General features: G+C 35.2%; 19 protein-coding genes. 4 read left to right on the forward strand and 15 right to left on the reverse strand.

All coding sequences use genetic code 11. The annotated features are described in order from the left end of the window. Positions 1-81: 81 nt before the first annotated feature. The 3 genes from thrC (at position 82) to C9J29_RS13340 (ending at position 2,853) form a co-directional block, all read left to right on the forward strand. A complete protein-coding gene (thrC, locus tag C9J29_RS13330; RefSeq protein ID WP_008175156.1) occupies positions 82-1,134 on the forward strand; it encodes a threonine synthase in 1,053 nt (350 codons plus the stop codon). Continuing rightward, entirely contained in the window at positions 1,131-2,045 is a 915-nt protein-coding gene (gene thrB / locus C9J29_RS13335; protein ID WP_107922310.1) for a homoserine kinase, read from the forward strand. The genes thrC and thrB overlap by 4 nt, the downstream gene beginning before the upstream one ends. A 121-nt stretch (positions 2,046-2,166) precedes the next feature. Continuing rightward, on the forward strand, positions 2,167-2,853 hold the full coding sequence (locus C9J29_RS13340; protein WP_008175158.1) for an MtnX-like HAD-IB family phosphatase: 687 nt from the start codon (positions 2,167-2,169) through the stop codon (positions 2,851-2,853). A 53-nt stretch (positions 2,854-2,906) separates the two neighbouring features. On the opposite strand, the gene zupT is transcribed toward C9J29_RS13340, so the two are convergent. The 8 genes from zupT to C9J29_RS13375 all read right to left on the reverse strand — a co-directional run bounded on the left by zupT (position 2,907) and on the right by C9J29_RS13375 (position 10,005). Then, positions 2,907-3,716, reverse strand: a complete 810-nt coding sequence (gene zupT / locus C9J29_RS13345; RefSeq protein ID WP_090002044.1) for a zinc transporter ZupT — start codon at positions 3,714-3,716, stop codon at positions 2,907-2,909. A gap of 164 nt (positions 3,717-3,880) precedes the next feature. After that, positions 3,881-4,489 (reverse strand): phosphatase PAP2 family protein, encoded by a 609-nt coding sequence (locus C9J29_RS13350; RefSeq protein ID WP_089985781.1) that lies wholly within the window; start codon positions 4,487-4,489, stop codon positions 3,881-3,883. An 83-nt stretch (positions 4,490-4,572) separates the two neighbouring features. Next, on the reverse strand, positions 4,573-4,701 hold the full coding sequence (locus tag C9J29_RS24960) for a hypothetical protein (protein ID WP_255319030.1): 129 nt from the start codon (positions 4,699-4,701) through the stop codon (positions 4,573-4,575). A 26-nt stretch (positions 4,702-4,727) separates the two neighbouring features. Continuing rightward, positions 4,728-5,627: a hypothetical protein gene (locus C9J29_RS13355; RefSeq protein WP_107922311.1), complete on the reverse strand. Its 900-nt coding sequence runs from the start codon at positions 5,625-5,627 to the stop codon at positions 4,728-4,730. 413 nt (positions 5,628-6,040) lie between these two features. Further along, positions 6,041-6,661, reverse strand: coding sequence for a response regulator transcription factor (locus C9J29_RS13360; protein ID WP_008175164.1), 621 nt, complete (start codon positions 6,659-6,661; stop codon positions 6,041-6,043). Next, positions 6,636-8,924, reverse strand: a complete 2,289-nt coding sequence (locus C9J29_RS13365) for a sensor histidine kinase (RefSeq protein ID WP_237068840.1) — start codon at positions 8,922-8,924, stop codon at positions 6,636-6,638. The genes C9J29_RS13360 and C9J29_RS13365 overlap by 26 nt, the downstream gene beginning before the upstream one ends. A 5-nt stretch (positions 8,925-8,929) precedes the next feature. Beyond that, positions 8,930-9,088 carry a competence pheromone ComX gene (comX, locus tag C9J29_RS13370; protein ID WP_008175167.1) on the reverse strand — a complete coding sequence of 53 codons (159 nt, stop codon included), beginning with the start codon at positions 9,086-9,088 and terminating at the stop codon, positions 8,930-8,932. A gap of 14 nt (positions 9,089-9,102) precedes the next feature. Further along, positions 9,103-10,005 carry a polyprenyl synthetase family protein gene (locus C9J29_RS13375; protein WP_089985782.1) on the reverse strand — a complete coding sequence of 301 codons (903 nt, stop codon included), beginning with the start codon at positions 10,003-10,005 and terminating at the stop codon, positions 9,103-9,105. Positions 10,006-10,343: 338 nt separating this feature from the next. On the opposite strand from C9J29_RS13375, the gene C9J29_RS13380 reads away from it, so the two are divergent. Next, positions 10,344-10,883 carry a hypothetical protein gene (locus C9J29_RS13380; protein WP_090002048.1) on the forward strand — a complete coding sequence of 180 codons (540 nt, stop codon included), beginning with the start codon at positions 10,344-10,346 and terminating at the stop codon, positions 10,881-10,883. Between the two features lie 104 nt (positions 10,884-10,987). On the opposite strand, the gene C9J29_RS13385 is transcribed toward C9J29_RS13380, so the two are convergent. The 7 genes from C9J29_RS13385 to menC all read right to left on the reverse strand — a co-directional run bounded on the left by C9J29_RS13385 (position 10,988) and on the right by menC (position 17,528). Continuing rightward, the gene (locus C9J29_RS13385; protein WP_008175171.1) at positions 10,988-11,302 is read right to left on the reverse strand and encodes an antibiotic biosynthesis monooxygenase family protein; all 315 of its coding nucleotides are present in this window, start codon (positions 11,300-11,302) and stop codon (positions 10,988-10,990) included. A 1-nt stretch (position 11,303) separates the two neighbouring features. Further along, positions 11,304-12,323: a siderophore ABC transporter substrate-binding protein gene (locus C9J29_RS13390; protein ID WP_008175172.1), complete on the reverse strand. Its 1,020-nt coding sequence runs from the start codon at positions 12,321-12,323 to the stop codon at positions 11,304-11,306. Between the two features lie 65 nt (positions 12,324-12,388). Further along, positions 12,389-13,150 (reverse strand): iron ABC transporter ATP-binding protein, encoded by a 762-nt coding sequence (locus C9J29_RS13395; protein ID WP_008175175.1) that lies wholly within the window; start codon positions 13,148-13,150, stop codon positions 12,389-12,391. Beyond that, entirely contained in the window at positions 13,147-14,100 is a 954-nt protein-coding gene (locus C9J29_RS13400; RefSeq protein WP_008175176.1) for an iron chelate uptake ABC transporter family permease subunit, read from the reverse strand. The genes C9J29_RS13395 and C9J29_RS13400 overlap by 4 nt, the downstream gene beginning before the upstream one ends. Continuing rightward, on the reverse strand, positions 14,093-15,043 hold the full coding sequence (locus tag C9J29_RS13405) for an ABC transporter permease (RefSeq protein WP_089985785.1): 951 nt from the start codon (positions 15,041-15,043) through the stop codon (positions 14,093-14,095). The genes C9J29_RS13400 and C9J29_RS13405 overlap by 8 nt, the downstream gene beginning before the upstream one ends. Positions 15,044-15,328: 285 nt before the next feature. Continuing rightward, the gene (locus tag C9J29_RS13410; RefSeq protein WP_008175178.1) at positions 15,329-16,381 is read right to left on the reverse strand and encodes a YkvI family membrane protein; all 1,053 of its coding nucleotides are present in this window, start codon (positions 16,379-16,381) and stop codon (positions 15,329-15,331) included. A gap of 40 nt (positions 16,382-16,421) precedes the next feature. Next, positions 16,422-17,528 carry an o-succinylbenzoate synthase gene (gene menC, locus C9J29_RS13415; protein WP_043989909.1) on the reverse strand — a complete coding sequence of 369 codons (1,107 nt, stop codon included), beginning with the start codon at positions 17,526-17,528 and terminating at the stop codon, positions 16,422-16,424. Between the last annotated feature and the right edge of the window lie 3 nt (positions 17,529-17,531).

Below are 17,531 nucleotides of genomic sequence, written 5' to 3' on the forward strand. Positions count from 1 at the left end.
TAATAGTGTGATTTGCGTTAAAATGTCTTTTATACAAATACAACTGTTCTTTCTATAAGAACAAAAGGAGATCGTATCTTTATGTGGAAAGGCCTTATTGAAGAATATAAACAATTTTTACCTGTAACAGAAAATACACCCGCATTAACTTTAAACGAAGGCAATACGCCTCTTATACATTTAGTGAATTTATCTAAGAAATTAGGCATTGAGCTTTACGGTAAAATTGAGGGTGCAAACCCAACTGGCTCATTTAAAGACCGTGGTATGGTGTTTGCAGTAGCTAAAGCTATTGAAGATGGTAGTAAGTGTGTGATTTGTGCCTCTACAGGAAATACATCCGCTGCTGCAGCTGCTTATGCTACAAGAGCTGGTATTCAATCCATCGTTGTAATTCCTAAAGGAAAAGTTGCCCTTGGTAAGCTTGCACAAGCAACTATGTATGGTGCAAAAATCATTGAGATTGATGGTAATTTTGATGATGCTTTAAGTATTGTTCGCCAAGTAAGTGAAACAACTCCTGTCGCACTTGTAAACTCCGTTAATCCATACCGCATTGAAGGTCAAAAAACTGCATCATTTGAAATTGTAGATGCCTTAGGCTCAGCTCCTGATTATCTATGCATCCCGGTTGGTAATGCAGGGAATATTACTGCTTACTGGAAAGGCTTTAAAGAATATCATGCTTCTAAAGATTCTGGTCTACCAAAGATGTATGGCTTTGAAGCAGAAGGTGCAGCAGCAATCGTTAAAGGAGAGCCTATTACAAATCCGGAGACAGTTGCCACTGCTATTCGAATTGGTAACCCAGCTAGCTGGAAATTGGCAGAAGCAGCTCGAGATGAATCTGGAGGTATTATTGATTCCGTAACAGATCAAGAAATTATTGCTGCTTATCAATTAATCGCCAATACAGAAGGTATTTTCGTTGAACCCGGCTCTGCCGCATCATTAGCAGGTGTTATTAAATCAGTGGAGAACGGAAAAATTCCAAAGGGTTCAAAAGTAGTTACAATCTTCACAGGTAATGGACTAAAAGATCCCGATACAGCTATGGATGTATCCACAGTCGAAGTAATATCCCTTAAAAATGACGAGAATGAAATTCGAGAATATATCGAGGGAGTACTATGAGTAAAGCATGGCAAATCTCAGTTCCAGGAAGTACAGCCAATCTAGGGCCTGGCTTTGATTCCATAGGACTCGGCTTGTCTCTATACTTACAATTAACAGTTACTTTACAAGATACATGGGATATTATCCATCTTGATGATAACGGTCCTAAAAAGTTTGAGCTTGACGAACATTTACTATACGTCATTGCAAAAAAAGTTGCTGATCAATATGGTCAACAATTACCTGCATGCCGTGTCGAGATGGCTAGCGAGCTACCATTAGCACGTGGGCTTGGAAGCAGTGCTGCTGTGATAGTTGCAGGTATTGAACTAGCCAATCAAGTATGTGGGCTTAACTTAACAATACAAGATAAACTTAACTTATCATCCCAAATTGAGGGACACCCAGATAACGCAACCGCTTCTGTTTTAGGAGGCTTAACCATTTCTTCTATGGATGAAAAAGGTAATGTTGATACTTTTCATATCAATGAAATTGATGCTTCCTTTGTGGTATATGTACCAAATGTCGAATTAAAAACGAGCGAGTCTCGATCTGTATTGCCAGACCAATTTGACAGAGCCTATGCAGTTCATGCTTCGGCAAATGCTAATATGTTAGCAGCTTCACTAATGGCACGTGATTTCCAGCGTGCTGGGCGTTATATGGAAAACGATCTATTCCATGAACCGTTTCGTGCAAAGCTAATACCCGAGTATACAGAAATTCGTACAGCAGCAAAGATGAATGGTGCGTATGGTACAGCTTTAAGTGGAGCTGGCCCTACATTGATTTCTATCATTCCTTCTACCATTGCATATGACTTTGTTCAAACTATGAAAAATCAATTTCCTGAACATCAAGTGATTTTAACAAAAGCTGATGAACAAGGTATACAAGTACGTGAATATATAAAACGTCTACTATAATAGTAGGCGTTTTTTCTTGAAAGCAAGTGTGGATAAAACTAATATTATAGAAGTATAGGATTTACCTTGAAACACCTATTATTTACAACTAGGATGTGCGCTTTTCTAAGGAGGAACTATCTTGAAGCCAATTATATTCTGTGATTTCGATGGCACAATAACAGAAACTGATAATATCTTTTCTCTGATGACGGAATTTGTTCCACAAGAATCTGAGAAAATTGCAAAAGCTATGATGGAGCAAACCATTTCGTTTAAAGATGGGCTCTCTGCCATGTTTCATTTACTTTCTACTCAACAGAAAGATGAAGTCATTCAATATCTTATGGATACAGCTATCATTCGTGATGGCTTTGGAGATTTTGTTCGATATGCTCAAGATCATGGCATACCATTTTACATTGTAAGTGGAGGGGTCGATTTTTTTATTGAGCCTTTAGTAGAAAAATACGGTCCTTTCTCAGGTATTTACTGCAATACAGCTGACTTTTCTGGTGAGCAAATTAAACTGATTTATTCAAATAGCTGTGATGAGGAATGCGCAAAATATAGCATACAAGGGTGTGGTTGCTGCAAACCTAGCGTTATGCGGAAAGTGGCAAAAGAAGATCATTTTAAAATCGTTATCGGTGATTCTCTTTCAGATTTTGAAGCTGCTAAACAAGCTGATATTGTTCTGGCTAGAGATCATCTCATTCAACGCTGTGAAGAGCTTCAAGTTCCATATAAACCATTTATCACATTCCACGACTGTTTAAAAATTGTACAAGAACTTATAGAAACCAAACATACTATACCAGCAACTTAATGCACGACTATAAAAAAAAGGGAACCACATGAATGGCTCCCTTTTTTATAGACTTATACTAATAACACGAGGCTGATGGCCATGACAGCCATTCCAGCTACCAAACCATACATAGATAAATGAGTTTCATCATACCTCTGCGCTGCTGGTAATAATTCATCCAATGAAATAAAGACCATTATGCCTGCCACTCCAGCAAAAATGATGCCAAACATAACGTCTGTTAAAAATGGCATAAGGAGCAAAAATGCTACTATTGCACCGACGGGCTCTGCTAACCCCGATAAAAATGATAATTTAAAAGCCTTTCGACGATTACCCGTGGCAAAGAAAATCGGGACAGATACTGCTATCCCCTCTGGAATATTGTGAATCGCTACTGCTATGGCAATGGCAATTCCTACATTTGGGTCATTAATAGCTGACATAAATGTAGCTATCCCCTCTGGAAAGTTATGAATTCCAATAGCTAGAGCTGTAAAAATACCCATCTTCATCAAATGATCTTCATTGACCTGTGGCTTTATTGCATTCACATCTTCTACTAGCTTTACTTCATGAGGATTTGTTGATTTTGGAATGAATTTATCGATTAAAGCAATGAATAACATGCCACCGAAGAATCCGGCGATTGTCATCCAATAACCATTTGTAGTACCTAATGCATTCGTTAAAGCATCTTTAGCCTTAACAAAAATCTCAACAAGTGAGACATAAATCATAACGCCTGCAGAAAAACCCAATGCTAGCGATAAAAATTTTGTATTTGTTCGTGATGTAAAAAACGCTATTAAACTACCTACCCCAGTTGCGAGCCCTGCAAATAGAGTCAGTCCAAATGCTAGTAAAACGTTTCCGTCCATACCCTTCTTCCTTTTCCCTTTTTTTTATTGTACTCATCTTAACGCAGAAGTTTCCTAAGAGCAATTCTTTTTTACAAGGTAAATATCGCCCTTGTCCTTCCTTTATCCTTTTGCACAGAAAAAAGCAGTATCAAATCCTATGAATTTGATACTGCTCTCACAACCTATTTATGATTCGATTGGAATGTTTTTTTGCGACGTTCATACCAGATGACACAAATGATAAACCAAGTATAGCCCATACTCCAGCCTGCAAGTACATCCGTAGCAAAGTGTCTAGCACCAGCTATACGAGCTAATCCTATAAGCACCATTAGGATTGTAGCCCCAACCCACAATAGGATTTTACGACTTTTACTGTTATTTTCAGCTAATATATAAGCAGTTGCAAATAAATACAGAATACCCGTCATAGCATGGCCAGATGGAAAACTATACGATGTTAATTGATCTTCAATTTCAGGTCGTGCTCGTTGGATCCACTTTTTTAATACTTGATTTAACACATTCCCTGCTGCAAATGTTAAAACAACAAATAGCATGCCTCGATAATTTTTTGTCTTCCACGCTAAATACACAATCAAAAGTACCGCTACAATGACAACAAATATCGGTTCTCCTATATAATGAAAGACTTCAATAAATTGATTGCCAAAAAAGACATCTGCCATTTTCACATCAAATTTATTCATCCAATCACTTTGAAAAGTAAATTTTAAAAAAATAAAAATAATTAGTGTGATAATTGCCAAAGGATAGGCCCATTTTTTCATACGTTCACCTCAAAAACATACTGCTATGATCTTCATATCATAACATAATTATGTCCGAACTAGAGGGAGAGAAGCATTAATTTTTATAAATACAGTTTACATTCTTCAGTGACAATCATGGCCTGTTCATTAGGCTTGTTAAAATAATTAGAGACGACCAATGCAACAATGAATAAAATGGCCACGATAGGTAGAATTTTTCTAAATATCATCAACACACCTCTGTTCCACATCTATATTATTTGATGAGTACTGGATCAAACAGCCAATCCTTTGGACCAAAGTTTCGATCTTTTTCTCCTCTTACTTCACGAGAGATTCCATGTTTTATAATCACTTCTCTAAACCTTTTACTAAATAAAGTTTTTTTATAAAGATATCTTCCATCATGACTCCATTCAGCTGAGTAAAAGACATCGCCTTTTAAAGCAGCTAAATCTTCCTGATGATAAATATCTGGCCCCTTAATAACACCATTTAAACCACAGCTACATGGAGGTTGTTCAGTTGCAAAGTATAATTTCACTCTATCCTGACTACTAGACGGTAGAATTTGTGTAGGAATAATTTGATAAGCTGGCTGTTTTCCTTGCTCAGGTCCCTGATGGATTACCTCTAAAAATTCAAAGCCTTCTAGTTTTTCATTTTTCAATAATGCTACCAGTTCCTCTGAAGCTACCCAATATCCACTTACATGAACTAAATGACGTCCTTTCATGTGTGAAGTATCAATAACTATAGGAGATAATTGCTCTTTATCCATAAGTCCGCAATTTTTACAATGAGTACTTAAAGAAAATAAGGTCCCTTTGTCCTCTAGAAACATCTCGGGTGAATTTCCTGTTGAATTTAAAGTAAACAATGGTGCCCATTCATATTCCAAATCAGAAAACTCAAAGTAGAAACGCTCTCCTATTGAGACAATGCCAAATTCACGTTCTAATGACTCGTATACGGCAGCTACTTTCTCATATATTACATCTTCATTTAATGTAAAAATAGGATTAAATTTTGTTTTTAAATTTCTCTTTCTAATTTCAGGCGCACCAATAGCAATACCATGACGATTATAAACGTTAATCACTTGATCTTGACTAGATTCATCTATAGAAAACAAATTTTCGAGTTCTACTTTCACAATACACGCCTACCTTTATAAAGTTTTATGGTGAAGTATATTGACTGCTAGTTACCATTCTATTATCTACCTTTTACATAGATAGTCAGGTTCCTTTATTTTGAAGAAAATCATTTGTATTATTACTCACTATAGCAAATCTACTTAACCACGGTAATTTAAGCGTACCAGTACTTATACCGATATTTCAACTTCGGGTTTACGCCAATTTTTTGGCGTGATTCATACGAAAATATGGCGTGATTTGGCGGACATAAAAATACACCGCCACTTTTTTGGCGGTGTATGAAAATTTTATAGTAAATCAAGCATAATAATAAGGTGCTTTTTTCCATAAAATTATATGAGAAGAATTTTTGTCATAAAGTACCTTTTGATAGAAAAATACACCAACAGTATAGCATGGAATTTCTTTAGAGTAAATTCATTCTTTCAGCAAGATTGACAGCCTCTGTTCTTGAATCTACATTTAGCAAAGAAAAGAGCTGTGTTAAATATCTCTCAGTAGTTCGCTGAGGAATATTCAACTCAATAGCAATGGCTTTATTTGTATGACCTTCTGCAATCAGTCTTAAAATTTTCTTTTCTTTTTCATTTAAATGAATATCTTTAGCACTTTGCAATTTAAATTTATCATCCAGAAAATCTAAGAAATTTTTCGGTAGAACAAATTCACCATTTGCAATCGCTCTGACTGTCCGTATGATTTGCTCCTTAGAGGCCGTTTTCGCTAAAATGCCTTCTATTTTTCTCTCTAAAATAAGGGGATAATAATCCGTTATATCGTCTCCTGTATAAAGGATAACGGAAGCATCCGACTGAATAGATTTAATATGACGGGCTAAATTAATACCATTTTCCAATGGCATGTTAATATCAATCAGGTAAATAGCATATGGTTTATTTTTTATTCTTTGTATAACACATGTGGCATCACTTTCAGTATCAATTATAATATCTTCATTTTCGTGAAATAAATTTTTAGTTCCCTCTAAAACTATAGGGTGATCATCCACTATGAGCATGGTAATCATGTGTTTCACTCCCTTCTTTAACTGCTATTCTAATTGACATCCCTTGGTTTAGTTGTGAGTCAATATAAAAATGACCATTAAAGGCTTTTACACGTTCTTGCATACCTCGGATGCCCATTGACTCTGCTACGATAATATCCTCTACATGACACCCAACACCATCGTCACTATAAATGATTTCAAAACCATCATTCATTTCCTTTAGATGGATTTCAACAGCTGTTGCATAAGAATGTTTTAAGGCGTTATTCAGTACTTCTTGGAATAATCGATAAATCATTAAATTCATACGCTCATCTTCTAAAAACAGACGATCTATTGAATAAATTAGAACAAAATTAGCTCTTTCTTGAACCTTTCGAATTAATTTTTCTAACGCAGCATTTAAACCTAATGTATCCAGTAATGGAGGCTTTAAATTCTCACAATATGATCGTAATTCATGTAGAGAGTCAACCATTTGCTTATGAATTTTTGCAAGCTTCTCCTGAATGTCTGTTGTATCCTTTGCATTAACAAGGACATCCACCTCTCTTGCAATATGAAGTTGTTCCTGCAAATTGGTGTCGTGTAGCTCTTGGGCTAACTGGTACTTTTCTTCTTCGAATCTCAACCATAACAGCTTATTAAGCCACGGCAATTGGCCGTCATCAGCTTGCTTCATATGCTTCAATTCCTCTAATAGTTCTTCCACCATCTTTGTATTTTCAATAAAATTATTTACATACAATAGGAGCAATTCGAGCCATAGTAGCTCCTCATCTTTTAAATGAATTGTATTGTTATGCCCCAGCACTAATGCTCGTTTATAATGTACATCCTGATGGAGAAATGCTAAATAAATTTTATCAATCTTACGTATTTCTCCTAATCTTATATCATCCATTGTGTCAGGATGTATCAAAATTCTTTCCCCACTATTTGTAAGGAATTCATTCGTATCATAGTTATATGTTAAAACAAAAACATCCTCTAGCTCCAAATGAACAGAAACCTCATATGCGAATTTCTCTAAAAGCTCATCCATTTTAATAGTTTTCCCTATTTTATCGACAGCCGTGTACAGCTGATGAATGTAATCACCTTTTGTTGAAAATAATATTTTCCGCTTGCGATAGTCAACTTTTTCTTTTACATAAAAGAGTATTACTAACGAAGAAAATGTAAAGAAGGACACGCCTGACATGACAGTGATTCTTAAATGTTGACCGGCAATGAAATACAAGCCAACTGTGAACCATAAGGTAAATTGTAAAGAAAAAATAACATAGTAGCGCAATCTAGTAATATGATACTCGATATCAAATAATCGTTCTGCTAATTGTGTAAATATAAAGCTAAAAGGTATCAGTAATAAAAATAAGGAGCTAATCTCAGATGAAAGGATATACGTATGAAAAAGGATTTTTGGAAGTACATATAAAAATAGAAATGGTAAGAACGGAATCATTATACTACTTAATAAAATTTTCAACTGAGGTGAGCTATATTTGAAATAGCTTATTAATAAAATACCTAAGATAATAATAAGCAAAATAAGGAACATAAATAATACAATATTCGAAAGTATATCATTAGAAGCAGGGAAAACAGTTCCAATACAAGCCAATATAAAACCAATCAAAGGCATTAAATAAAAGAACCGGATATTATTCGTAAACATCCATTTTGTTTTCATAAATGCAAAATAATTTCTTAAAAAATGTAATAAAATCACTAAACATAATAACATAGTAGTACGATTTACAATAATCCCTATCCCATCTAACCTACCCGAAACTCCACTACTTACATAAGCTAGCGAGACAGCTAATATAAAAAGAATTAGTAAATCTGTTAACCTAGTATTTCTTTGCTTGAAATATAAATAAAAAGCAACAAATAACGTTAATAAATAATAGCAAGCTGGAACTATTAATACATAAAAAAACTGCTGAGGAATATCTAAATGTTTAATATGTATATTTATTATTTTCCCATCTGGCTTCATAATTGTAAGGTCATTCGCAGATAGTATTTTTGATTTATATTTCAATTGATTTAGTTCGGCAATCGGGCCATCATCTACGTTTAAAACAGCATCGCCAATGGATATATTCTGCCCCTTAGCCCAATCTTTATAATATAGTTGAGATACTAGCCATTTACCATCTTTTTCTTCTACCCCAATTTCAATATATGGCGCGCTATAATTCACAAAATTTAAGTATAAACCTAACACTAAATAAAGAACTATAGCGGGCCAAAAAAACTTGCTACGCAAAGTTTTTAGTTCCAAATTTCACTTTCTATATTCATTTCATCAATAAATGCTTCTAAAATTGCCATTTGTTCTATAGATGAAATTCCAATTAATGAGGCTCTTTGTTCTTTTAATAATGCAACTAGGCTTGGGTTTTTTTCTAAGTACTGAATTACATTAATCATCCAATCGCTCCTCATCACTTTATTAATTTTTGTAGGTAGTCTTTAGCTAAATCATTTAATTCTATATTTTCAAGATCATTTATCGCCTTCAATTTATAGACATTTTTCACAGTAATTGCATAGCGTATTGCTCCGCCATTTGTCAACTCATTTTCTGCTTCTTTATGATCCAAAATTGTAACTATATCATCATTATAATAGTCAGCTACAGATTTTGAAACATCATTTTTCAGTGATAAAAGATAAATAATCGGCAAGGAGAATCTTTTATTTAGTAGGTCATTTTTAGGTCCCCATGTTTTCAAACTTTGGATATCATTTTTAATTTGTTGGATAATGCCTATGTACTTTCCATAAGCCTCTACTTCTTTGGATACTTCACCTTTGGCAAGAACCTCTCCTATTAAGCAACTCATCGCTGTTAAGGAACCAGATTTAAGTGTAATCATGTGTATATAAGAATCTTCATCCCGGCAGTTATTTAATAAGTCCAATTGCTGACCACTAATACTTTTTAATGCGCATTCTTCAAGTATTGTTATAGCCGCTCTTTTATGTTCAAAGGAAGTTTCGTCAATTGTTTTTGAAGCCATAATCAACATAGCTAGAGCAACGTTTAAAGAAAGTTCTGGCGTCCTGCTCCAACTATTATCTGAATCCTTATCTTGAAGATCATCAATAATATCAAAAGACAGTATTAAAAGTTCAACCGCTGCAGCAATTTTGTAAATGTCGTCATTTACACTATCTGAAAACGACTCATAGTGCCAATAGCATAATTTACCAAAAGAAAAACCTACTTCTATTTTTTCTTCTTTAAAGCTTTTAAACAGCAATTTTAGCTCATGATCAAGAAATGTTTCATTTTCAATAAGAATGTCTAATGATTTATTAATACACTCATCCAACCCGTTCAATAGTCCTCTCTCCCTCCCGATATATTAATAAATATTATATATATTTGTGGGAATTAATACTAGCAGTGTCAATATTTAATGCATATAATCCCATAGTTTCTTATATAAAGAAGTATCCCGCCAAAAATTGGCGTTAATTATACAAACCACGCCATTATTTTGTTAAATAATAGTTATAATATGGCGGTAGAGAACTATGTACCGCCATAAAATTGGCGTAAACTCACCATTGAAATGGCGTTATGACAGATGTTACGCTTATATTAATATAAATTGATTTTCGCATTATCCTGATAGATTGATGAACATGAATTTTTTTGTACTGGGAGTGTTTTAAAATGAAAAATGGATTTAACGAAACTGTTTTCATACTTACGGCTACTTTTTCATGTAATATCTCTGTCTCAGCTGAAGAAATTACACTTAAAAAGCCTACAGAGGAGCAACTACGAATTGAACAGATTATTATTCAATCTGAGTTAAAAGCTTATCAAGAAACCTTAAAGGTCTATAAAAAGCTTTCAACCTTTTCAAACTTTATTAGTGATGTTCCTGGATTTGAAGATACATTTCAGCAAAAAAGAGATTGCTATATTCAGCAATATGGCATTATTAAAATTTCGAATGACAACCTATCTAGTATGCCATCCGTCAATCCATTAACCTTTGGATTAAATATAGCGTCATCTACCGCTTACATGACAGCAAACTACACAATTATTAATGCTAGAGGACTGGCAGCGGTGACAGAATCATCTATAACTCATAAGCTAGATGAAAATACTAGCATCTCAGGGCTTTCCATTAATGAAAGCACTATTTCCTTTAATATGGATGCTACATTTTGTAGGTCAATAAAAACACCGATTACCCATTAGTTTGAATAAGCTGATAGCAATGGCATCCCTTTTCGTTCCATTGTTATCTGCTTTTTTATGTACAACAAAAAGGTGCCTCAATCGCTTGAGACACCTCTAGGCTATTAACCTTTTACATAATATACTTCTTGTCCGCTTTCAATAATATGATCAGGCTTTGGCTTACCTGCGCTTGCCTTATGACCAGCAATATGCTCAGGGCTCTTCTCCCAATTCTTCCATGCTTCTTCTGATTCCCAACGAACCATCACTAGCACTTCCTCATCACCACGGCGAACTTTCTTAACAAGTACCTGTTTATCAATGAAACCAGGTTGTTGTTCAAGTAATGATGGTCCGTTTGGATTAGCACCAAAACGTTCCACCACTTTATCCGAATTCCCTTCCGTCACAACGATACGTTTAATTTGTACAAACATATTAGTTAAACGCCTTTAATACATCTTCAACTTTTAACGTTTCAGATTGTAAACCACCACCTGAAAGGTACCAAACTTCTGGATCTAGGTAGAATACTTTACCGTTTTTCACAGCGTTTGTTGCACTTACGATTTCGTTTTCAATTGCAGCTTTTGTACCTGATTCACCGTTTTCATTTACAACAGCGTCACGGTCAACTACAAATAGAATATCAGGGTTTGTTTCACGAACATATTCAAAACTTACATTATCACCATGTGTGCCAACTTTAACTTTCTCATCAGCAGCTTTCACACCAAATACATCATGAATAACACCGAAACGTGAACCAGAACCATATGCTGATAATGCGCCTTCACTACCTAATACGATTAAAGCTTTCTCTTCTGATGCAGTTGCTTTGCCTTTTACTTCTTCAACTTTTGCTTCATATGCAGAGATTGCATCTGCTGCTTCTTTTTCTTTACCAAAGATTTTACCAGCTAATTCTGTATTAGCTTTGAATGATTCTAGGAAGTTTTTGTTATCTACACCAATGTAAACTGTCGGTGCAATTTTAGATAACTCAGCATATGCTGCTGACGCACGACCAGAGATGAAAATAATATCTGGGTTGATTTCAGATAATTTTTCATAATCAGGCTCGAATAAAGTACCAGCGTTTACATAAGTGCTATCTTTATACTTGCTTAAGTAAGATGGTAATGAATCTTGTACTACTGCAGTAGGATTAACACCTAGTGCATCTAGAGTATCTAGGAAACCATTATCAAAAACAACAACTTTTTCTGGGATCTTATCAAGCTTTACTTCTTCAAACGTAGTATTACCATCGCGACCTTCAATTGTGCTACCTGGAATAGTTAGTGGATATGCTGAAGACGCCTCGTTTTGTTCTTCTGCCGGTTTGTCAGTTGACGTACCTTTATCTTCTTCTTTTGCTTCGTCTTTTGAACCGCAAGCAGCTAAAACTAATAGCATCATCGCCATTAATACTGTTAGTAATTTCCATTTTTTCATTTTAAAAATTCTCCTTTAAAATTTATTTTATAGTTAATGGATGGTTAAACCATCTGTTACTATTTCTAAGAATTAAAATAAACACAAATTCGGCAGCCATCCTGCTCTTGAACAGGGATATCCATATCATAGATTTCCTTCAGCGCGTCCGAGTTAATAATATCGTTGGTAGAACCGTTTTTCACAACACGGCCATCTTTTAATGCAACAATATTATCTGAGTATACTGATGCAAAATTAATGTCATGGAGTACAATTACAACTGTTTTCCCTAACTCATCCACTAGCTTACGTAAAATCTTCATAATCTGAACAGAATGTTTCATATCTAAATTATTTAATGGCTCGTCCAGTAAGATGTATTCTGTATCCTGAGCAATAACCATTGCAATAAAAGCCCGCTGACGTTGACCGCCTGATAATTCATCTAAGTAATTATGTTGAATATCTTCTAAATTCATATATTGAATAGCTTCATCCACTTTTTCTTCATCTTCGGGTTTTAAATTTCCTTTTGAATAAGGGAAACGACCAAAGGATACAAGCTCACGAATCGTTAAGCGGACATTCATAAAGTTAGACTGCTTTAATATGGATACACGCTTGGCGAAATCATCTGATTTCCAGCGTCTTACATCTGCTTTGTCGAGTAGTACTTCACCAGTATCTGCATTCAGCAAACGGCTCACCATTGAAAGTAGCGTGGACTTTCCTGCACCATTGGGTCCAATAAAAGACGTTATTTTCCCTGAAACAATGTCAACACTTACATCTTGAACGACAGGTTTTTTCCCGAAAAACTTCGTAATTTCTTTGACTTGTATCATCCTGCTGACCTACTTTCTCTTAATAATAAGTAGATGAAGTATACTCCACCCACAAAATTAATAATGACGCTTAGTGTAGTACTGAAAGTGAATACTCGTTCAACCATCCACTGCCCACCGATTAAAGCAATAATACTCATTACACAAGAACCAGCAATTAAGACGGAGTGCTTGTATGTTTTAAAATACTGATACGATAAATTCGCAACGATTAATCCAAAGAATGTAATTGGCCCAACTAGCGCTGTCGAAACAGAAATCAAGATAGAAGCTAAAATTAACATGCGTTGTACCAGCTTATCGTATGGTACACCTAAATTAATTGCTGTATCTCGTCCTAAAGACATGACATCTAATTGATTCATATGACGCCAACCATATATAAACGTTAGTAAAATGATTACACCAGCAAGCCAAACTAAATCTGAATTAACATTGTTAAAACTTGCAAACATTTTACTTTGTAAGCCTAAAAATTCATTAGGATCGATCAATACTTGGAAGAATGTTGTGATACTTCCTAAGAACGTACCGACAATCATACCAACAAGTAGTAAGAAATATATTGGTCGCTTTCCTTCTTTAAACAAAACTCGATAAAAAATTAAAGCGAAAACAATCATTGATACAATAGCAAGGGTAAAATTATAGTAAATATTGATAACTAAAATAGATGTAGAGCCAAAGAAAAAGTAGATGCATGTTTGAATCAACATATACAAAGCATCTAATCCCATAACACTTGGCGTTAAAATCCGATTATGGGTAATGGTTTGGAAAACCACTGTTGAATAGGCAATAGCTATACCCGTTAGCCCCATCGCTATAACTTTTATGACACGTCTCGGAAAAGCATAGTGATAATTCCCATTCAACTCCCAAAATAGATACAATAAGATAGCTATCACGGCAAGACCCAGCAAAATGAACATTCTTGTACGATTACGCATATGCTCTCCCCCTAAACAACATGACTAGGAAGATGGCACTTCCAATTACACCAACAGTCATACTAATTGGTATCTCATAAGGGAAAATCAGTACGCGTCCTAAAATATCGCAGAATAATAAGAATGACATACCAAGTAATGCTGTATGCGGCAATGTTTTTGCCAAATTGTCACCTTTAAACAGTGAAATAATATTCGGTATGATCAAGCCAAGGAATGGAATGACACCGACTGTTAGCACCACTGTTGTGGAGATAAGAGCCACCAATACTAAGCCTAAATTCACCACAAACTTATAGGATAGACCAAGATTTTTAGCAAAATCCTCACCCATACCGGCTACTGTAAAACGATTGGCATAAATATAAGCTAAAATAAGTACTGGTACACTTATGTATAACAGTTCATAACGGCCTTTCATGATTAATGAGAAATCTCCTTGTAACCATGCAGAAATGTTTTGGATAATATTTGCCTTATAAGCAAAGAACGTTGTTACGGAAGACAGGATATTACCATACATTAAGCCAATAAGCGGTATAAAAATCGCATCTTTAAACTTAATTCGATTTAATATTTGCATAAATAATAATGTGCCGGCTAAAGCAAATATGAAAGCGAAGGAAATTTTCTGGAAATACGTGACATTTGTGAAAAACATCATGGAAATCAATATACCCAGTCGAGTGGCATCTAAAGTACCTGCTGTCGTTGGTGATACGAACTTATTCCTACTTAAGCTTTGCATAATTAAACCAGCAATACTCATACCTGCACCTGCTAGCAAAATAGCAACAAGTCTAGGTACACGACTAATTAAAAATAGTCTAGTTTCTTCTGATTGGAAGTCTAATAGATCAAATGGTTTAATATCTACTACTCCGATAAATAGCGATACTATAGACAACACAACAGTTGCTGTTAAAAGATATCTTATTTTCATAGTAATCCCCGGTAGATTTCAATTTTGTGTGTAATGAATGTGTAGTGAAAATGATTATCATTACTCACGATTTCCATTATAGTCATGTTTTCATTCTCAGTCAACATGCAAATGAGAATTATTCTCGGTTTATTTTAAAGGAACTAGAAAACGTGTCTAATTAATGAAATATTAGTATTTTCGGCAAATTTCACACCTTAAATAATTCACTATTTCTACAATTTCTTTATCCAAACAAAATGGTAATTGAGAACACCCCCGCGTCTCAATTACCATTTTTATTCGCTATATGATTCGTCTCACTTTTCTTAACCATGCTGAAATAATGAATATAATTAATACCAAACCTACATATCCCATTACTGCATAGAGCTTAGCTACAAGCGTCGTAAATCCTGCTAGACTTGCTAAAAAGCCTAAAACCCCTATAAAAATAACTGCTACTTTAAAGCTAGGTCTATTAGGCTTAAAGAATCTTACCATAAATGAATAGAGCATCCCTACTGCAGTATTGTAAATCATCCCTAATAGAGAGAAAGTCATTAATAGCCCAACTAATGGATGAATTTCATTTGCTAATGCTAGCATAGGAATATCTAGTCCTATAACAACGTTCATTTTTGCAAGAAGAGAAAAATTAATAAGCAGAATTAAAGCGCCTAATAGAATTCCGCCAATAATGCCCCCCATTCCAGCTATTTTATCATTGCGCACCGAGCCGCACATCACCGTTAATAATGAGAAACTTACTCCAATATTAAATGACATATATAACAAAGCAGTCAACCACCAGCTTTTCGAGCTTATTTGCGCCTGCTGGGCAATTACCGCTTGTTCGACAAAGGTAAGATCCATCGTTGCAATGGCATAGATAGCAATAATAGAAACAATCACTAATAAGTACGGAGTTGCTAGTGCAATAATATTAATGATACTTTTAACATCCATCATCACGGTGGCTACTGTTAGCAGTATCATACATATACTCCCTAGCCAAATAGGTAGTCCAAACATTTGCTGCAATGTTGCACCCGCACCAGCAAACATAATAACAGCCACGCCAAATAAAAACAGTGATAATAAATAATCCAATACAAGACCAACAGCATTACCAGAAATCTGATAAATTAAATCCTTATGAGATGCAGTGCGTAGTCTTGAACTAACCTGGGCTACACACATACCAACAATAGAGAAACCAACCATCGCTAATAGGGCACCATAAACCCCTTTAAAGCCATAGCTTGTAAAATAGAGGACAATTTCCTGTCCAGATGCAAATCCTGCACCAACGATAATTCCTACATAGGCACCGCCGATTTGCAAGCTTTTTTTCAATCAGTTCTCTCCTCGTTTTTTCCTTTATCGTAAATGATTTTTATTGATAGACCTCTTTGCTAATCGTTAGCTTATCAATAACAGCCCTATTAATTGTATAGCCAATGCCGATTTCTTGAGGTACATCAATGTATCCATTTTTGACGATGACTTCTGGATTAATAATATCCTCATACCAATAATGACTAGAGCCAGCAGTATCTCCAGGCAACATAAAATGGCTAAGAGAAGTTAAGGCAATATTATGTGCTCGTCCGATTCCTGCCTCTAACATTCCTCCACACCAAACGGGGATTTGATTCTCTTTGCAGAGGTCATGAATTCGTTTCGCCTCTGTTAAACCGCCAACTCGTCCAATTTTAATATTTATTACACCACAGCTCCCTAGCTCAATTGCTTTACGAGCATCTTCAAACGATGTGATACTTTCATCTAAACATATTGGTGTTTTTATGTTTTTCTGTAGGGTTGCATGATCCACAATATCATCAGTAGCTAGTGGCTGTTCGATCATTAATAAGTTGTAATCATCAAGCTGCTGTAATATGGCGATATCATCCAACGTATAAGCTGAGTTCGCATCGACCATTAAAGGTAGATCCGGTAGCTCTGCACGGATTGCACGCACCACTTCTACATCATAGCCAGGCTTAATTTTCACTTTCACCCTTTTGTAGCCCTTTTCCATATGGCTTTTTATTACTTCTATTAATTGAGCTGTTGAAGCTTGAATACCTACGCTGACCCCAACTTCAATTCGTTGTTTTTGCCCTCCTAAAGCCCTTGCGAGTGATTGCTTTGTTTGCTGGGAATAAATATCCCATATCGTACCTTCTATCGAAGCTTTCGCCATGCAATTTCTGCGAATAGGAGCAAACAATGTAGTCACCTCATCTGGATGCCCAACCTCTTTATGTAGCAAGAGAGGTATTAGAAAATCTTTCAGCATATGCCATGTCGTCTTTAAAGTCTCCTCTGTATACCAAGGCGCTACAAAAGCTACCGTTTCTCCCCATCCAGTAATCCCAGATTCATCTTGTGCTTCTATTAATAACAGTTCCTTTTCATCGATTGTGCCAAAGCTTGTTGTAAATGGTGCTTTCATCGGCATTTTAATATGTCTTAACGTCATCTTTTCTATTTTCACAAA

It is taken from the genome of Lysinibacillus fusiformis (assembly GCF_003049525.1).
Classification (GTDB): domain Bacteria; phylum Bacillota; class Bacilli; order Bacillales_A; family Planococcaceae; genus Lysinibacillus; species Lysinibacillus fusiformis.